Consider the following 17,435-nt stretch of genomic DNA (forward strand, 5'->3'; position numbering starts at 1 on the left):
CGGTGCGTGCGGTGGTCTCGGCGGCGGTCGCCGCGTCGGCGGCCTTTTTGAATTCGCGGACCGAGTCGGCGGTCTGCTGGGACAGCACGTCGAGCGTCGACATCTTGTCCAGCAGTTGCTGGGGGGAGTTGCTCGACAGCACGGCGAACATGCGGTCGGTGCGCGCGCCGGTGTAGGCGGCCACGGCGGCGCGGTCGATCATCGGCTGGAATTTGCGCACCTCGGCGCGGGCGGCGTCGGCGACGGCCGTCGCGGCGGCGAGCTCGGCGTCGACATCACGCTGGATGGCCAGCTTCGCATCGAGTTCGGTTTGCGCGGTGAGGGATTCCTGGTTGACCGCTTCGGCCTGCCGGGACAGGTCGACCATGCGGGCGATCGCGTCACCGGCGGTGGTGGGGAGGGCGACCGGGTCGGCCGCGGAGGGGCCGGCCACGGCGGCGGTGCAGACCAGGACGGTCGCGGACAGGGCTCCGGCCAATCCACGCGCTGCGTGAAATCTCCGGTGTTGTGATCTCACAGTGCCCCGTGCCCCGTTCTCTCGATATCCGACGATGCAAGCGCCTTACCTGAACCCGGACTTCCTCGTCCGCCACGAAGGTCTCGATCAGATTACGGAACGGCGAGGGTTCGTGTCCAGTGGGGCACGAAAGGGTCACGGTGCGCCCTTCCCCGAGAACGACGCACCGTGCCGACTGGATCAGAAGCGGCGAGCGCCCGCGAACGGCATCGAGTCGAGCGACGCGACGTGCACCGGCGAACCCGAGGTGGCGGCGTGGACGACATTGCCGTCACCGGCGTAGAGGCCCGAGTGGCCGCCGCCGTAGAACGACACCAGGTCGCCGGGGCGCAGGTCGCCGAGCGCGACCGGGGTGCCCGCGCCGAGCTGGGCACCGCTGGTGCGGGGGAGCTCGACGCCCGCCTGGCGGTAGGCCCACTGGACCAGGCCCGAGCAGTCGAAGGCGTCCGGGCCCGCGGCACCGTAGACGTAGGGGGAGCCGACCTTGCTCAGCGCGGCATCGAGGGCGATGTCGGCGGCGGTGGCGGTGGGTGCGGTGAACACGTGCGGCGCGGCCGGGGCCTCGATGCCGGGGATGCCCGCCGGGATCGGGATCTCGTTGGGCACCTCGAAGGTGCCGATGCCGGGCACGGTGACGGGCGTCGCCGACGCGGGAGCGGCCGGCAGGAGGAACGCGCCGATGGTGGCAGCGCCGACGGCTCCGGCGGCAACGGCACGCTGCGCCTGACGCTTGACGGTGTTGGTCGCCATGATGCGGTACTTCCAATCTGCCCCACGACGTCCCGTCCGTATGACGGGGCGGACTCCTCGCGCCGAGCCGTTGCGGCCTGGCGGACTCCGTGAGGTCTCGAAAAGGTTACGAACCAATCACGGTGGTTTGTAAAGTCGGACATGCGTCCTGGAAGGGAATTCGTCGATTCGACCGGAACGAACGTGCGACGTGAGTCACACCGAATCACGAAAAGATAACGCCAGGTCGAATTTCTCGAGCGGGCCGGCTGCTGCCCAGTGCGGCGTCGGGTCGGTGTGTCTGTGCGACACGCCGTGAATTCTCAGTGAAGTCGCAGGTTATGCGAGCGTGGCGCCAAGCCGACCCGCCCGTTGACGTCCAGTCAACACACCGGGCGCGCCGCCCTCTGTCGCGGTCGGAATCTGGAAACGTCACTTATCCGATCGTTTCGGCGGCAGTAATGCATAACCGCGATATCTGTGATGCCGGTCTCAATTGGGTTTGCTCGCGGTCATTTTGTTCGCATCGGTGCGAAATCTTCGCGGCGAATGATCGGCATCGGGTCGGGCACCCGGCTCGCGGACCTGGTCCCGGTGGGTGGGACCGATCTTCGGCCGATTCAGCGAAACCCGTTGGGGCGGTTACGGTACGGTCGAATGTTCGCGGTTCGAAGGGGGAGAGGTGGCCGACGACCAGGTACTCACCGACATGCTGACGATGCTCGACCGCAGTCCGGGGGTGCTCGCGCTGCGTGTGTGCGTCATCGAGCTGCTGATCGAGCGGCAACGGTATGCCGACGCGCTGGCTCATTGTGGTGTCGCACTCGGAGACGAGCCGGGGAACGCACAGGTCCTCGCCTTGATGACGCGGTGCAGTACCGCACTGAGTGGTGGCTCGCCGCGACCGGCGCCCGCCGCCCCGCCCGCTGCCGTGCCGACCGGCTACGACTGGGCGGCCGCCGAGAGTCAGGTCGGCGACATCATCGCCCCGGCCTTCGTCGATGCCCCCACCGAGTTCGTCACCGACGACGACGCGGCCACTCTCGAACGCCCTCGCTTCGGCTTGGCCGATGTGGGTGGCATGGACGAGGTGAAGCGACAACTCGACCTCACCCTGCTCGGTCCGCTGCGCAATCCCGAGCTCGCCAAGGCGTTCGGCACCTCCGCCCGCGGCGGCCTGCTGCTCTACGGCCCGCCCGGCTGCGGCAAGACCTTCATCGCCTCGGCGGTGGCGGGGGAACTCGGCGCCAACTTCTACCCGATCGAGATCGCCGACATCCTCGACATCTACACCGGGTCGAGTGAGCGCAATGTGCACAGCATCTTCGAGATGGCCCGCCGTAACGCCCCCTGCGTGCTGTTCCTCGACGAGGTGGACGCGCTCGGACACAAGCGCAGCCAGATGCACGGTTCCTCGGCGATGCGCACGGTGGTGAACCAGTTGCTCACCGAGATGGATTCGGCGACCCACAGCAATGAGGGCGTGTTCGTGCTTGGCGCGACGAACCACCCGTGGGACGTGGATGTGGCGCTGCGCAGGCCGGGCCGCTTCGACCGGATGATCTTCGTCGCCCTGCCGGACGCGGCCGCGCGCCGGTCGATCCTGCACTACCACTTGCGCGACCGTCCGATCGCGGGCATCGACCTCACTGCCCTCGCCGCGCACACCGAGGGCCTGTCCGGCGCCGACCTCGCCCACATCTGCACCTCGGCCACCCAGCTGGCGATGGCGGACTCGATGCGCACGGGTGAGGTGCGTCCCGTCGGCATGCCCGATGTGCGGGCCGCGCTCGCCCAGGTGCGGCCGAGTACCGGTGCCTGGTTCGAATCCGCCCGCAATGTGGTCGAATTCGCCAACGGCGACGGGAGCTATGACGACCTCGCCCGGTACCTGAAGCGCATCAAGCGCTGAACCGGCACCGATGAGCGAACCGCGACTCGACCGGGCCGTCGTACTGGTCGAGTTGGACCGACTCGAGGCGGCGCGCGCCGAGCTGGCCGCCCTGCTGGCCGTCGAGCCCGACAACGCCGATGCCCACGCACACGTCGCGCACACGTGGCTGAGGTCCGCGGATTTCGCCACCGCGAGCGCGGCGGCACGCACGGCGCTGCGCCACGACCCCGAGCACCTGTTCGCGTGGGTCCTGCTGGCGCTCAGTGAACACGGATTGTTCGACCGGCTGACCGACACCGATCGGATCGCGGCGCTCGCCCATCAGGACGAGGCGGTGCGCGCGGCGTACACCTGCGTAGACCTGAACCCCTGGTCGGCCGAGTGTCACCGGGTACTCGCGGTCGTGCTGGCGCCCCGGGACCGCGAGGCGGCGCTGGCCGCCGTCGACGTCGGCATCGAACTCGACCCGCAGGAACCCCTCCTCTACATCACGCGTGCCCGCGTGCTCTGGCACGGCGCCGAGGCCGACGCCCAGCGCGCCGCGGCGTTCCGTGCGGCACTCGAGCAGGCGTTGCGGCTGGAACCCGACAACGCCGAGGCCATGTATCTGCTCGGCGCGGACGCCGCGCGGTCGGGTAGGCGGGCAGATGCCGAGCGGTGGCTGTTGCGGGCCGCCGAACTCGAACCGGCCCACGGGCCCACGGCGCGGGAACTGCTGCGGCAGGTACCCGATCCTTCCGGGTCGTTGCGAGACCCGGCGGTGCGCCGCGAGTACCTCGGCGGTCCGAGCGTCGGCGGTGTCAGACGATCGAGCACAGGCGTGATCGCCGTACTCGTCTTCTTGTTCGTCGTCGGACTGGCCCGCGCTGTGTCGGGAGTCGACACCGACGACGCCTCGACCCGCCCCACCACGACCCTGCGCCCACCGCTCACCTACTACAAGCCGCAGCCGCTGCCCACCTTCCCCGAGTGGAGCCGGTACTTGACGGCTCGTCCCACCCCACCCCTCCCCGCCTGGCCACAGCACGTGCCCCGCTGAACCCCCCACCCTTCACCGAGGCAACCTCCTGGCAAGGCGGAGGGATCGCCGCGCAGCATCGGGACCGCAGGGGCCGCCGACTCGAGCGCGCCAGCGCTCCAACCAACACTGTCGGACCCCTTCCTTACTCTGCTGTCCGTGCCCGACCCTGTACTCCCGGCCGCGCGGCAGCTGGCCTTCGACGAGCTCGATACGCCGTTGTATGCCACCACTTTCGTCGTCGTCGACCTGGAGACCACCGGGACCAGCCCCGACGGTGATGCGATCACCGAGATCGGGGCCGTGAAGGTGCGTGGGGGAGAGGTGTTGGGGGAGTTCGCGACCCTGGTGAATCCGGGGTACGAGATTCCGCCCGCGATCGTGCAGATCACCGGGATCACCACGGCCATGGTGTATGCCGCGCCGCGAATCGAGGCAGTGTTGCCGGGGTTTCTCGAGTTCGCGGCGGGGGCGGTGCTGGTGGCGCACAATGCCCGGTTCGACACGGCTTTTCTGAAAGCCGCTGCCGCGCGCCAGGACATTCCGTGGCCGAATCCGCAGGTGTTGTGCACGGTGAAGCTGGCGCGGCGGGTGCTCACTCGCGACGAGGCGCCGTCGGCGCGGCTGGGGGTGCTGGCACAGATCCTCGGTGCGTCGACCACGCCGACGCACCGCGCTCTCGACGATGCCCGCGCCACGGTCGACGTGTTGCACGCGCTGATCGCCCGCGTCGGTAACCAGGGTGTGCAGAGCCTGACGGAGCTGCTCGACTATTTGCCCGGTGTCACCGGAACACAGCGCGCCAAAAGGACATTCGCCAACGATCTCCCTGCCGCGCCGGGTGTGTATCTGTTCCGCGGCCCGTCCGACGAAGTCCTCTATATAGGGACGGCGGTGAATCTGCGCCGCCGCGTGCGCAACTACTTCACCGGTTCGGAGACGCGCGGCCGCATGAAAGAGATGGTGGCGCTGGCACAACGGGTCGACCACGTGGTCTGCGCGCACGGACTCGAGGCCGGTGTTCGCGAACTGCGACTGCTCGCCGCCCACGCCCCGCCTTACAACCGCCGTTCGAAGTTCCCCAAGCGTGGCTGGTGGCTCACTCTCACCGACGAACCCTTCCCGCGCCTGGTCGCCGTTCGCACGCCGGCCCGAACTGCTCTGGGCCCGTTCAACTCTCGCGCCGACGCCGTAGATGTCGGCCTGACCATCGCCGAATTCGCGGGTCTGCGCACCTGTGCCACCCGGCTCACCCGCGCCGCGAAACACACATGCCAACCAGCGATCGTCGGCGGATGCCCGGCCGCCAGCGACGACGGCTCGGACGCCGACGCCTACGCACCCGCCGCCCATTCGGTTCGCGATCTGCTCACGGGTCGCTCCGACACTCTCCTGCGCGCCATGCTCGACCGCATCGAAACCTATTCCACGGCAGAGCATTTCGAGGCGGCTGCCCGCCTGCGTGATCGCACCGCCGCCGTGGTCACCAAACTGGCTCGCACCCAACGACTCGCTGCTCTGGCCCGCCTTGCCGAACTGATCATCGCCCTTCCCGACGGCGCGGGCGGCTGGGAATTCTCCGTCATCCGCCACGGCCGCCTCGCCGCCGCGGGCGTCGCCCGCCGCGGCACCCCACCCATGGCTGTCGTCGATCAAATCGTGGCGGCCGCGGAAACGGTCGTGCCCGATCTCGGCGACGCGGCCACGAGCAACGGTCGCGCACTGCGACGACAAGCGATGCCGATCCCCGGGGTTCCCGACGCCGCGATGACAACCGTGCACAGCGCGGATCGGCCGCTCATGTTCTCCGATGACGTACCTCCACTCCTCGGTGCGCCGCCGGAGGAGGTCGGGGTGATCGCGCGCTGGCTCGCCAAACCCGGCGCCAGGATCGTCCGGACCAGCGACGGGTACTGCGAACCGCTGCACGGTGCCGCCCGCTGGGTCGCCTGGGCGCAGCTGGCCCGGGAGGCGGCGGAAGTGCGGTCCGAGCAGGAGCAGTATCTGGCGGAGCGGTGAACACGACCGGCGATGTTCCACCGCCCTGACCGACACACCCCTGGCCCGTCCTGGATCATGGATGGTGGCGTTCACGGTGGAAAGGACTGGTGGCGGTGTTCGTGAAGGTGTGTGGGTTGACCACCGAGGAACAGATCGACTGGGCGGTCGAGCTGGGCTATTCGGCGATCGGCGTCATGGTCACGCCCAAGAGCAAGCGGTACCGCACGCCCGAGCAGGCCCGTGCCCTCGCCGACTACGCGCGCGGTCGCATCACCACCTTCGCGGTCGCCCTGGAACACGCCGAAGTCGCCGAGGTGGCCGACGCCTTCGACGTCGTCCAGCTCTACCGGTGGGCCGACCTGCCGAACCTGGCCTTCTGCTCCTCGACCTCGCCCGCACCCGAGCAGACCAGCGAATACTTCTTCTACGACGCCAGCGCGGGCAGCGGCGTCTTCGAGGAGTTCCCCGACTGGGTGCGCGCCCAGCCGGGACGGGTGGTGCTGGCCGGTGGCCTCGACCCGGACAATGTCGCCGACGTCATCGCCCGCCACCGTCCCTACGGCGTCGACGTGTCGAGTTCGCTGGAAACGGCACCGGGTGTGAAGAGCTACGACCTCATGCGACGGTTCAAAGCGGCCACCGAGCGGCCCGAAGTTCTAGGCTGATCCCATGATTACCGCGATCGTGCTGATCCAGGCCGAGAACTCTCGCATCCCCGAGACCGCACAGGCGCTCGCCGATACCGCAGGAGTCGCCGAGGTGTACTCCTGCGCCGGCGATGTGGACCTGATCGCGATCGTGCGGGTACGCGATCACGAGCGCATCGCCGAGGTCGTCACCGAGGGCATCGACAAGGTCGACGGGGTGGTCCGCACCACCACCCACATCGCCTTCAAGTCCTATTCCAGTGCCGACGTGGAAGCCGGATTCTCCCTGGGGGAGTAGGGCTTTCAGTTGTCGTCGAGGACCTGGGTGAGTTCGGCCCAGGTCTGCAGCAACTTCGCGGACGCGCCGCTGTCCACCGCGGCGGCGGCGCGTTCCATCGCTGCCGAGAGCGCGGCGTCCAGGTCGAGATCGACATCGCCCACACCACGTGAGAGGTCGTAGGCGACGATCGCCGCGGCCGAATTCAGCAGCACCGCGTCCCGCACCGGCCCCGGTGTCCCGGCGAAGACCTCCCGCGCGATCCGCGCGTTCTCGGCCGCGTCGCCGCCACGCAACTCGTCGAGATCGACGCGGGGGATGCCGAGCGCGGTCGGGTCGAGCACCGTCTGCTCGACGCGCCCACCGCTGACGACCCACACATCGGTCAGATCCGAGGTGGTGATCTCGTCGAGCCCGTCGCGCCCGCGCACCACCAGCGCACTGGCCCCACGCTGGGCGAACACGCCCGCGATCACCGGCACCAGATCCGCGAACGCGCACCCGATCAGCCCCGCGCGCGGCTGCGCCGGATTGGTCAGCGGGCCGAGCACATTGAACACGGTCGGGATGCCGATCTCCTTGCGCGCCGCACCAGCGAAACGCAACCCCGAATGGAACAGCGGCGCGAAGCAGAACCCGATGCCCGCCTCCCGCACCGACCGCGCCACCGACTGCGGGCCGAGCGCCAGCTTCACCCCGAGCGCCTCGAGCACGTCGGCGCCACCGGCCTTCGAGGAGGCGGCCCGGTTGCCGTGCTTGACCACCGGCACCCCCGCCGACGCGACGACCACCGACGACATCGTCGAGATGTTCACCGATCCCGATCGATCGCCACCGGTGCCGACGATGTCGACCGCGTCCCCGTCCACGTGCACCAGCCGCGCGTGTCCGAGCATCCCCGACACCATGCCCGCCAGCTCGGTGGGGGTCGGGCCCTTGATCTTCATGGCGACGCCGAAGGCCGCGATCTGGGCGGCGGTCGCGTTGTCGGTGAAGATCTCATCGATCACCCAGGTGGTGTCCTCGGCGGTCAGATCGCCGCCGTCGGCGAGGGTCCCGAGCACCTGGGCCCAACTGCGCACGCTCATCTGCTCTGCATCTCCGTTTCGACGACGGGCGCAACGAGGTTGCGCGCTTGCGCAACCACTGTGCGCTCGATCGGCAAGTTTAGGCGGCCGGACGTGGCGGCTGCAGCGCGTCCCACCCGTCGGCGACCCCGTCGTGGCGTTGCGCCAGGCCCGCCATCCGTGAACGTTCCTGCGAGATCGTCAGCGGGTCGAGCAGCTGTACCCGCTGCAGCAGCACGGGCACCAGATCGTCGGAGACCCCGCGCACCGCCTCCGCGCGCTCGTAGCCGTCGTATCCGGCGATCGCACAGGCCTCGTCGATGCGGTCGGCGGGCAGCCGCAGATGGTGCCGCAACACCGCCTGGGCGCCGCGATCGAGATCGACAGCCCGGTCGAGCGCCACCGAGGACGCCTCGGCGTCGTCGAAGCTCGACGCGACGACGACCAGATCCTCGCGCGTGGGATCGAGCCCACCGGGTTGCCCACCGAAGAGCCGCCGCCACATCCGCACTACGACCATCGTCGCCTCCTCGTCTCAGCCTATCCACATCCAACGCTGTCACAATGAGTTGTCACGCGAAGAGTCGCCAACACGCCGACGGTTGCTTCGGACCCCCTCTGTACGTGGGTTTTCCGGTCCGCGCGACAAACTTTCGTACCCGGGTACAGCTGTCGTACTACGAAGAGTCATACTTACCCCGTGACGACCGCAGTAGGCACCCCAGGATCGGCCATTACTCAGCGTGTGCATTCGCTGAACCGGCCCAACATGGTCAGCGTCGGAACCATCATCTGGCTGTCGAGCGAGCTGATGTTCTTCGCCGGCCTCTTCGCCATGTACTTCGTTGCGCGCGCGCAAGCGCACGGCAACTGGCCCCCGGAGCCCACCGAGCTGAACCTCGCGTTGGCTGTTCCGGTGACGGCCGTGCTGATCGCATCGTCGTTCACCTGCCAGATGGGCGTGTTCGCCGCGGAGAAGGGCGATGTGTTCGGCCTGCGCCGCTGGTACACGATCACCCTGCTGATGGGTGCCTTCTTCGTCGCCGGTCAGGCGTACGAGTACTACCACCTGGCGCACGAGGGCACGACCATCGCGGGCAGCTCCTACGGCTCGGTCTTCTACATCACCACCGGCTTCCACGGTCTGCACGTGATCGGCGGTCTGATCGCGTTCGTGTTCCTGCTCATCCGCACCACGCTGAGCAAGTTCACCCCCGCTCAGGCCACCGCCGCCATCGTGGTGTCCTACTACTGGCATTTCGTCGACATCGTCTGGATCGGGCTGTTCGCCACGATCTACTTCGTCAGCTAGCCCGCGGGCACACAAGCTTTTGCACAAGTCGGTTCCGTCTACTCCAAAGGGACTACAGATGAGTTCATCTCCCCCGTCGGCCCCCGAGCCCGCAGGCGCCGGTCAGGCTGCCAAGACGCGCAAGCAGCGTCGCGCCCGCCGTCGTATCGCGGGTGCGCTCGCGCTGATGGTCGGCCTCGTCGGAGCCGGCTTCCTGGCGAGCGCGCTCACCCCCGAGCCGCAGATCGCCACCGCGAACGAGGACCAGTCCGCGCTGATCCGTGAGGGCAAGCAGCTCTACGAGACCTCGTGCATCACCTGCCACGGTGCGAACCTGCAGGGTGTGCCCGATCGCGGGCCGAGCCTGATCGGTGTCGGTGAGGCCGCGGTCTACTTCCAGGTCTCCTCCGGCCGTATGCCGATGGTGCGCAACGAGGCCCAGGCCATGCGCAAGCCGGAGAAGTTCGACGCGCATCAGACCGACGCGCTCGGCGCCTACGTCGCCGCCAACGGCGGTGGCCCCTCGGTGATCCGCGACGCCAACGGCGAGATCGCCCAGGAATCGCTGCGCGGCGACGACATCGGCCGCGGTTCGGAGCTCTTCCGCATGAACTGCGCGTCCTGCCACAACTTCACCGGTCGTGGAGGCGCGCTTTCGGGCGGTAAGTTCGCTCCGCCGCTCGAGCCGGCCAACGAGCAGCAGATCTACGACGCGATGCTCACCGGTCCGCAGAACATGCCCAAGTTCTCCGACCGGCAGCTGACGCCGGAAGAGAAGCGCGACATCGTCGCCTACGTCAAGAACTCCGCCGAGGAGAAGTCGCCCGGCGGCTGGGATCTCGGCGGTTTCGGTCCGGCGACCGAAGGTCTCGCCATCTGGGTCATCGGCATCACCGCCACCGTCGGTGCGGCCATGTGGATCGGTTCCCGCACGTGATCGGGCAGGCCGCGCTCGGCGCGTCGGATAGGACACAGTCATGAGTGGACAGGAGCGAAGCGACATGGGTCGCGAACCCACCGAAGACGAACTGGACGCGATGTCGCGTGACGAGCTCGTCGAACTCGGTACCGCGCGAGACGACGTCGAGGTCGTGTACCGCAGCGAGCGCTGGCCGGTGCCAGGCACCCGGGCCGAGAAGCGCGCCGAGCGTGCCGTCACGTTCTGGTTCGCCATCTCCGGTCTCGCGGCCGCCGCGCTGATCGGTGTCTTCCTGTTCTGGCCGTGGGAGTGGAAGGGCAAGGGCGACGAGGGCCACGAGGCCTACTCGCTGTTCACCCCGCTCATCGGTCTGACCTTCGGCATCTCGGTGCTGGTCATCGGTATCGCCGTGGTGCTGATCCGTAAGCGGTTCATCCCCGCCGAGATCTCCATCCAGCAGCGCCACGACGGCCCGTCCGACGAGGTCGAGCGTCGTACCCTGGCCGCCGAGCTGCAGGACGCGCTCGAGACCTCCACCCTCGGTCGCCGCAAGATGATGCTCGGCACCGCCGGTGCCGGCGTCGGTGTGCTCGGCCTGGGTGCCGCGATGGTGTTCATCGGCGGCATGATCAAGAACCCGTGGGCGAAGAAGGACAAGTCGCCGCTGTGGGTATCGGGCTGGACCCCGGACTACCCCGGCGAGACCGTCTACATCCGCCGCGACACCGGCCGCCCCGACGACATCGTCCTGGTGCGCCCGGAGGATCTCGACGCGGGCGCGATGGAAACCGTCTTCCCCTGGAAAGAGAAGTGGCGCGGCGATTCGCACGCCACCCTGCAGTCGCTGCGCGGCATCCGTAACTCCGTCATGCTGATCCGTCTGCGCACCGAGGACGCCGAGAAGGCGATCAAGCGCAAGGGCCAGGAGAGCTTCAACTACGGCGACTACTTCGCCTACTCGAAGATCTGCACCCACCTCGGCTGCCCGACCTCGCTGTTCGAGCAGCAGACCAACCGGATCCTGTGCCCGTGCCACCAGTCGCAGTTCTCGGCGACCGAGTGGGGTAAGCCGGTCTTCGGTCCGGCCGCTCGCGCGCTGCCTCAGCTGCCGATCACCGTCAACTCCGAGGGCTTCCTGGTCGCCGCGGGCGACTTCATCGAGCCGCTCGGCCCGGCCTTCTGGGAGCGTCGTTCATGAGTGCTGGAACTATGGCCGCCAACCAGGTCAACGAGATGGACGAGCGGTATCGCGCCGCGGCGTTCGTGAAGCGGTCGATCAACAAGGTCTTCCCGACCCATTGGTCGTTCCTGCTCGGTGAGATCGCGCTGTACGCGTTCATCATCCTGCTGCTGTCGGGTATCTACCTGACGCTGTACTTCGACCCGTCGATGGCGCACGTCGTGTACGACGGCGCCTACCAGCCGCTGCGCGGCGTCGGCATGTCGCGGGCCTACGAGACGACGCTGAACATCTCCTTCGAGGTGCGCGGTGGTCTGTTCGTCCGCCAGATCCACCACTGGGCGGCACTGCTGTTCGCGGCGTCGATCATCATCCACCTGTTCCGCATCTTCTTCACCGGCGCGTTCCGCAAGCCGCGTGAGGCGAACTGGGTGATCGGCTCGCTGCTGCTGATCCTGGCGATGTTCGAAGGCTTCTTCGGTTACTCGCTGCCCGACGACCTGCTCTCGGGCACCGGTCTTCGTGCCGCGTTCTCCGGCATCACCATCGGTGTCCCGGTGGTCGGTACCTGGCTGCACTGGCTGATGTTCGGCGGCGACTTCCCCGGCGACATCATCATCCCGCGTCTCTACATCGCGCACGTGCTGCTGCTGCCCGGCATCATCCTGGCGCTGATCGGTGCCCACGTGGCGCTGGTCTGGTACCAGAAGCACACCCAGTTCCCCGGCCCGGCCCGCACGGAGACGAACGTGGTCGGTGCACGCATCGTCCCGGTGTTCGCCGCCGACCAGGGCGCGTTCTTCGCCTTCACCCTCGGCATCGTCGGCATCATGGGCGGTGTCCTGCAGATCAACCCGGTGTGGAATCTCGGTCCGTACAACCCGTCGCAGGTGTCGGCGGGGTCGCAGCCCGACTTCTACATGATGTGGACCGACGGTATGGCGCGTCTGATGCCTGCCTGGGAGCTCTACCTCGGTCGGTACACGATCCCGGCGGCGTTCTGGGTCGCGCTGGTCATGGGCCTGGTGTTCACGCTGCTGATCGCCTACCCGTGGATCGAGAAGCGCCTCACGGGTGACACCAGCGCGCATCACAACCTGCTGCAGCGTCCGCGCGACGTACCGGTGCGCACGGCGATCGGTGCGATGGCCATCGCGTTCTATGTGGTGCTCACGCTGTCGTGCGTCAACGACATCATCGCGCTGAAGTTCGACATCTCGCTGAACGCGACCACCTGGATCGGTCGTATCGGCCTGCTGCTGCTGCCGCCGCTGGCATACTTCATCACCTACCGGTTCTGCATCGGCCTGCAGCGCAGCGACCGTGCGGTGCTCGAGCACGGCATCGAGACCGGTGTGATCAAGCGTCTGCCGCACGGTGAGTACATCGAGGTGCATCAGCCGCTGGGTGGGGTCGACGCACACGGCCACGCCATCCCGCTGGAGTACCAGGGTGCCCCGGTGCCCAAGAAGATGAACCGCCTCGGTTCGGCGGGCAAGCCGGGTACGGGCAGCTTCCTTCGCCCCGACCCGCGCGCCGAGGGTCAGGCCTGGGCCGAGATCGAGGAGGCCGAGGAGCACAAGATGCTCGGCGCCCTCGCCGAGCACCAGGCTCGCACCGGCAACGGTGACCACAGCGGTCACTGATTCCGCGAACAACGAAGGCCCCGAGTCGGTTTCGACTCGGGGCCTTCGTCGTATTCAGAGGCGCGGCGTGCGGCGGTGGGATTCGATGGCCTCGAACTTGGCCAGGTTGTGGCGGGCGTCGGCCAGCGCGTCGTGCGCGTCGTCGGGGATGGGCGGCAGTTCGGGGCTGCCGTGGGCCACCCAGTGCTGGCGCAGTTCGTTGGTGTAGCGGGGCATGTTCTTGGGCAGGGCGGTCATGTCGCCCCACAGCTGGCACAGCGCCACGTGGTCGTAGGCGCCGACCCAGGCCCACAGCTCCGGATACACACCGGGCCGGGGCAGGAAGAACTTGAACAGGTCGTCGCGGATCTGGGCCCGGGTGCGATACAGCGGCGAACCGGCCGACGGCAGCTTCGGCAGCACATTGCGGCGCACCCACGGCCCGGCCCGTCCGGCGTCGAATTCGGTGGAGACGGCGTAGTACTCGCGCCCGTCCTCGCAGACGACACCGATCGAGATCAGATCGATCGTCACGCCGTCCTCGACGAATTCCGAATCGTAGAAATATCGCAGGGAGATCGCCTCTTCGTGCCGGTGGGCGCCCGTCCCGTCCGGCGCGACGAGGCAGGCGGACCCACGATGAATTGAGTGAAACCCTATGCGGGCACTTCGCGCGTGGTGCGCAGGGGTCGCTGCCGGGGGTCCCGTCGGCCCGTCGCAGGTACGCCGGATATTCGCCGGCTTCGGTGAGTCCGTATTCTGATCTGGTGACCTGGACCGTCGACGTACCGATTGACCGCCTGCCGGAACTGCCGCCGCTGCCTGACGATCTGCGCAGGCGACTGGACGCCGCTCTGGCTCGCCCCGCCCTGCAGCAGCCGTCCTGGGACGCCGACGAGGCCACCACGATGCGCACCGTGCTCGAGAGCGTGCCGCCGATCTGCCTGCCCGCCGAGGTCGAGGACCTCAAGGCGCAGCTGGCGCAGGTGGCGCGCGGCGAGGCCTTCCTGATGCAGGGCGGTGACTGCGCGGAAACCTTCGCCGACAACACCGAACCCCACATCAGGGGCAATATCCGCACCCTGCTGCAGATGGCTGTCGTGCTCACCTACGGCGCGAGCATGCCGGTGGTGAAGGTGGCCCGCATCGCCGGTCAATACGCCAAGCCGCGCTCTGCCGACATCGACGCGCTCGGCCTGAAGTCCTACCGGGGCGACATGGTCAACTCCCTGGTCGCCGACGAGCAGCTGCGCCGCCACGACCCGTCACGCCTGGTCCGGGCCTACGCCAACGCGAGCGCCGCGATGAACCTGGTCCGTGCCCTCACCAGCGCGGGCACCGCCGACCTGCACCGCCTGCACGACTGGAACCGTGACTTCGTCGCCCAGTCGCCCGCGGGTGCGCGCTACGAGACCCTGGCCGAGGAGATCGACAAGGGTCTGCGGTTCATGGCTGCCTGTCAGGTCAACGACCCGAGCCTCAAGACCGCCCGCATCTACGCCTCGCACGAGGCGCTCGTCCTCGACTACGAGCGCGCGATGCTCCGCCTCAGCGAGAGCGAGACGGGTGAACCGCTGCTCTACGACCTCTCGGCGCACTTCCTGTGGATCGGTGAGCGCACCCGTCAGCTCGACGGTGCCCACATCGCCTTCGCCGAGTTGCTGGCCAACCCCATCGGCCTCAAGATCGGCCCGACCACCACCCCCGACCAGGCGGTGGAATACGTCGAGCGGCTCGACCCGAACAACGAACCCGGCCGGCTCACCCTGGTGGCGCGCATGGGCAACGGCAAGGTGCGCGATGTGCTGCCGCCGATCATCGAGAAGGTGCAGGCCACCGGCCACCAGGTGATCTGGCAGTGCGACCCGATGCACGGCAACACCCACGAGTCGTCCACCGGGTTCAAGACCCGTCACTTCGATCGGATCGTCGACGAGGTGCAGGGGTTCTTCGAGGTCCACCACGCGCTCGGCACTCATCCTGGCGGCATGCATATCGAGCTGACCGGTGAGAACGTCACCGAATGCCTGGGTGGTGCGCAGGACATCTCCGATCTGGATCTCGGTGGGCGGTACGAGACTGCCTGCGATCCCCGGCTCAACACTCAGCAGTCGCTGGAACTGTCGTTTCTGGTGGCGGAGATGCTGCGCTGAGCCGGTTCGGTAGAGCCCGGTCAGCGGTTACCGCCGCGGCCGGGCTTTTCCTTGTCGTCCTTGTCGGGCTTGTCGTCCTTTTCCGGGGCGCGATCTCTTCAAGGTAGGGCGGTCAGCGATACGACGCTGCCCGCCTCCACGTTCGTGTTGATGCCGGGGACCTGGCCGATCACCAGGGAGCTGTCGGAGTCGGTGAGGGATTTGACCTCTACCCGCAGGCCTAGTTGCTGGAGTTTGGCGCGGGCGTTGCCGACGTTCTGACCCATCACGTTGGGGACCTTGATCGCGTTGGAGACGAGCAGGGTGACGCTGTCGCCGGACTGCAGGGTGGTGCCGACGGCGGGGTCGGTGCCGATGGCCTTGTCGGCCTCGATGCTCTTGTCGAACTGCACCTTCACCTCACGGACGGTGAGTCCGGCCTTGGTGAGCGCCTGGGTGGCTTCCTCGGTGGTCTTGCCGCGCACGTCGGGCACGTTCACCGGCTGGGAGCCCTTGCTGCGGTACACCTTCACCTGCGCGCCCATCGGCAGCACGGTGCCGGGGGCGGGCTCGACCCTGGCCAGTGAGCCCTTCGGGGCGGTGCTGGCCGCTTCGCCGCTGTCGATGGGTTGCAGGCCCATGTCGCGGATGGCGGCGTTCACGGCACTGATCTGGTCGCCGGGCTTGATGTCCTCGGGGACGCGCGGCTTGCCGTTGGAGATCAGCACGGCGATGGTGGAACTCTTGGTGACTCGTGAGCCCGCCGACGGATCGGTGCCGACCACGCCGCCCACCGGGATCGTGTCGGACGCCTTCTGCCGCAGTACCGTCTCGAATCCGGCCTGTTCCAGCACGGCAACGGCCCGCTCGCTGTCCATGCCCGCGATCGGCGGCACCGCCGTGTAGCGACCGACGCCGAGCCACCAGCCGCCGATGCCGACCAGCAGCGTCAGCGCGGTGACGATACCCACCCACACCAGGCCGGTGCGGCGGGTATGGGTCTCGGCCGGGACGAACGGATTGTGCAGGGGCGCGGGCGGATCGGCGTGCTCGTCGAGTCGGGGCCGTTGCGCGGTGACCACCCGGGTGTGCTGCGGTTGGGCGATCGGACGCGGCGGTGCGGGTTCATGTGGGACACCAACGGGATTCGCCGCGGCCACGGGTGCGCGAAAGGCCTCGCTGAGATGCTCGGCCGAATCACGGGGTGCCGGAACGCGATACGGCGGCAGGTTCAAGGTCATCGCGACGGCCTGCAGGTTGGCCGCCATCTGGTTGGCGTCGGCGAAGCGCTTCGCGGGGTCGCGGGAGGTGGCCTCGGCGACGAGGGCGTCGAATTCGGCGGGCACACCGTCGATGAACTGACTCGGCGCCGGTACGTCGTTCTCCACGCGCTGGTACGCCACCGACAGCGAATTGTCGCCGGTGAACGGCACGCGGCCGGTGAGCAGTTCGAAGATCAGGATGCCGAAGGAGTACACGTCCGAGCGCGCGTCGGCGGTGCCGGTGGTGACCTGCTCCGGCGACAGATAAGCGGCGGTGCCGAGGATCACGCTGGCGGAGGTGGTGTTGGCGGCGGCCACGGCGCGGACCAGGCCGAAGTCGGCGATCTTCACCTCGCCCGCGTCGGAGATCAGCACGTTCTCCGGCTTGATGTCGCGGTGCACCAAGCCGGCGTCGTGCGCGGTGCCGATGGCGCGCAGCACCGGTTCGGCGACGGCCCGCACGGCGTGCGGCGGCATCGGGCCGCGTTCGCGCAGCAGCTCACGCAGGGTGCCGCCCTCGACCAATTCCATGATGAGGAAGGGGTATTCGCCGTCGACACCCTGGTCGTACACCGCGACGAGCGACGGGTGCTTGAGTTTGGCCACCGCGCGCGCCTCGAACTCGAAGCGGCTCAGGAACTGTGGGTCGCTCGCGAACTTGGGGTCCATCACCTTGATGGCGACGGGACGGTCGAGCCGGGTGTCGGTTCCGCGGAACACCATCGACATTCCGCCGCGCGCGATCGGCGCGTCGATACGATAGCGCCCTTCCAGCATCTGGCCGATCACAGGTTCCTCCGGCGTACGACAAACTGGCCACGGTGGTGCGGCCCCCACGATCGTAACCGGGTGCGACGGCATGCCCGCCGATGGATG

The 17,435-nt window shown here is 68.2% G+C and carries 15 protein-coding genes and 1 pseudogene; 10 read left to right on the top strand and 6 right to left on the bottom strand.

Annotated elements, in window-relative coordinates:
• Positions 1-478 (bottom strand): annotated as a pseudogene (locus NI2_RS29195) (protein p60 precursor); the annotation flags it as partial.
• A 219-nt stretch (positions 479-697) separates the two neighbouring features.
• Positions 698-1,267: a C40 family peptidase gene (locus NI2_RS29200; protein ID WP_067497378.1), complete on the bottom strand. Its 570-nt coding sequence runs from the start codon at positions 1,265-1,267 to the stop codon at positions 698-700.
• Between the two features lie 661 nt (positions 1,268-1,928).
• Here NI2_RS29200 and NI2_RS29205 point away from each other — a divergent pair.
• The 5 genes from NI2_RS29205 (at position 1,929) to NI2_RS29225 (ending at position 7,104) form a co-directional block, all read left to right on the top strand.
• The gene (locus NI2_RS29205) at positions 1,929-3,158 is read left to right on the top strand and encodes an ATP-binding protein (RefSeq protein WP_067497542.1); all 1,230 of its coding nucleotides are present in this window, start codon (positions 1,929-1,931) and stop codon (positions 3,156-3,158) included.
• 10 nt (positions 3,159-3,168) lie between these two features.
• Positions 3,169-4,179 carry a tetratricopeptide repeat protein gene (locus tag NI2_RS29210; RefSeq protein WP_067497381.1) on the top strand — a complete coding sequence of 337 codons (1,011 nt, stop codon included), beginning with the start codon at positions 3,169-3,171 and terminating at the stop codon, positions 4,177-4,179.
• 132 nt (positions 4,180-4,311) lie between these two features.
• Positions 4,312-6,177, top strand: a complete 1,866-nt coding sequence (locus NI2_RS29215; RefSeq protein ID WP_371852022.1) for a DEDD exonuclease domain-containing protein — start codon at positions 4,312-4,314, stop codon at positions 6,175-6,177.
• 107 nt (positions 6,178-6,284) lie between these two features.
• Complete coding sequence (gene trpF / locus NI2_RS29220) at positions 6,285-6,824, top strand: phosphoribosylanthranilate isomerase (RefSeq protein ID WP_481850187.1); 540 nt, start codon at positions 6,285-6,287, stop codon at positions 6,822-6,824.
• A gap of 4 nt (positions 6,825-6,828) precedes the next feature.
• Positions 6,829-7,104 carry an Lrp/AsnC family transcriptional regulator gene (locus NI2_RS29225; RefSeq protein ID WP_067497390.1) on the top strand — a complete coding sequence of 92 codons (276 nt, stop codon included), beginning with the start codon at positions 6,829-6,831 and terminating at the stop codon, positions 7,102-7,104.
• Positions 7,105-7,109: 5 nt separating this feature from the next.
• On the opposite strand, the gene trpD is transcribed toward NI2_RS29225, so the two are convergent.
• Positions 7,110-8,171, bottom strand: coding sequence for an anthranilate phosphoribosyltransferase (gene trpD, locus NI2_RS29230; protein ID WP_067497393.1), 1,062 nt, complete (start codon positions 8,169-8,171; stop codon positions 7,110-7,112).
• Positions 8,172-8,250: 79 nt separating this feature from the next.
• Entirely contained in the window at positions 8,251-8,670 is a 420-nt protein-coding gene (locus NI2_RS29235; RefSeq protein ID WP_067497396.1) for a hypothetical protein, read from the bottom strand.
• A gap of 180 nt (positions 8,671-8,850) precedes the next feature.
• On the opposite strand from NI2_RS29235, the gene ctaE reads away from it, so the two are divergent.
• The 4 genes from ctaE to qcrB are packed head-to-tail and all read left to right on the top strand — an operon-like array spanning position 8,851 to position 13,186.
• The gene (gene ctaE, locus NI2_RS29240; protein ID WP_067497399.1) at positions 8,851-9,462 is read left to right on the top strand and encodes an aa3-type cytochrome oxidase subunit III; all 612 of its coding nucleotides are present in this window, start codon (positions 8,851-8,853) and stop codon (positions 9,460-9,462) included.
• 58 nt (positions 9,463-9,520) lie between these two features.
• The gene (gene qcrC, locus NI2_RS29245; RefSeq protein WP_084476949.1) at positions 9,521-10,378 is read left to right on the top strand and encodes a cytochrome bc1 complex diheme cytochrome c subunit; all 858 of its coding nucleotides are present in this window, start codon (positions 9,521-9,523) and stop codon (positions 10,376-10,378) included.
• Positions 10,379-10,418: 40 nt separating this feature from the next.
• Entirely contained in the window at positions 10,419-11,558 is a 1,140-nt protein-coding gene (qcrA, locus tag NI2_RS29250; protein ID WP_067497406.1) for a cytochrome bc1 complex Rieske iron-sulfur subunit, read from the top strand.
• Positions 11,555-13,186, top strand: coding sequence for a cytochrome bc1 complex cytochrome b subunit (qcrB, locus tag NI2_RS29255; RefSeq protein WP_067497408.1), 1,632 nt, complete (start codon positions 11,555-11,557; stop codon positions 13,184-13,186). The genes qcrA and qcrB overlap by 4 nt, the downstream gene beginning before the upstream one ends.
• 54 nt (positions 13,187-13,240) lie before the next feature.
• On the opposite strand, the gene NI2_RS29260 is transcribed toward qcrB, so the two are convergent.
• Complete coding sequence (locus NI2_RS29260) at positions 13,241-13,738, bottom strand: polyadenylate-specific 3'-exoribonuclease AS (protein WP_067497411.1); 498 nt, start codon at positions 13,736-13,738, stop codon at positions 13,241-13,243.
• A 194-nt stretch (positions 13,739-13,932) separates the two neighbouring features.
• Here NI2_RS29260 and NI2_RS29265 point away from each other — a divergent pair, with 194 nt between their 5' ends.
• On the top strand, positions 13,933-15,318 hold the full coding sequence (locus NI2_RS29265; protein ID WP_067497414.1) for a class II 3-deoxy-7-phosphoheptulonate synthase: 1,386 nt from the start codon (positions 13,933-13,935) through the stop codon (positions 15,316-15,318).
• 98 nt (positions 15,319-15,416) lie between these two features.
• Here NI2_RS29265 and pknB read toward each other — a convergent pair whose 3' ends face one another.
• The gene (gene pknB / locus NI2_RS29270) at positions 15,417-17,336 is read right to left on the bottom strand and encodes a Stk1 family PASTA domain-containing Ser/Thr kinase (RefSeq protein ID WP_067497545.1); all 1,920 of its coding nucleotides are present in this window, start codon (positions 17,334-17,336) and stop codon (positions 15,417-15,419) included.
• Positions 17,337-17,435: the final 99 nt, after the last annotated feature.

It is taken from the genome of Nocardia ignorata NBRC 108230, assembly GCF_001612905.1.
Lineage (GTDB): Bacteria > Actinomycetota > Actinomycetes > Mycobacteriales > Mycobacteriaceae > Nocardia > Nocardia ignorata.

What these genes read in the sequence shown, in the direction of transcription:
- NI2_RS29200 (WP_067497378.1), bottom strand. Translation starts at nt 1,267, where the DNA reads ATGGCGACCAACACCGTCAAGCGTCAGGCGCAGCGTGCCGTTGCCGCC.
- NI2_RS29210 (WP_067497381.1), top strand. Translation starts at nt 3,169, where the DNA reads ATGAGCGAACCGCGACTCGACCGGGCCGTCGTACTGGTCGAGTTGGAC.
- NI2_RS29225 (WP_067497390.1), top strand. Translation starts at nt 6,829, where the DNA reads ATGATTACCGCGATCGTGCTGATCCAGGCCGAGAACTCTCGCATCCCC.
- trpD (WP_067497393.1), bottom strand. Translation starts at nt 8,171, where the DNA reads ATGAGCGTGCGCAGTTGGGCCCAGGTGCTCGGGACCCTCGCCGACGGC.
- NI2_RS29235 (WP_067497396.1), bottom strand. Translation starts at nt 8,670, where the DNA reads ATGGTCGTAGTGCGGATGTGGCGGCGGCTCTTCGGTGGGCAACCCGGT.
- qcrC (WP_084476949.1), top strand. Translation starts at nt 9,521, where the DNA reads ATGAGTTCATCTCCCCCGTCGGCCCCCGAGCCCGCAGGCGCCGGTCAG.
- qcrA (WP_067497406.1), top strand. Translation starts at nt 10,419, where the DNA reads ATGAGTGGACAGGAGCGAAGCGACATGGGTCGCGAACCCACCGAAGAC.
- qcrB (WP_067497408.1), top strand. Translation starts at nt 11,555, where the DNA reads ATGAGTGCTGGAACTATGGCCGCCAACCAGGTCAACGAGATGGACGAG.
- pknB (WP_067497545.1), bottom strand. Translation starts at nt 17,336, where the DNA reads ATGCTGGAAGGGCGCTATCGTATCGACGCGCCGATCGCGCGCGGCGGA.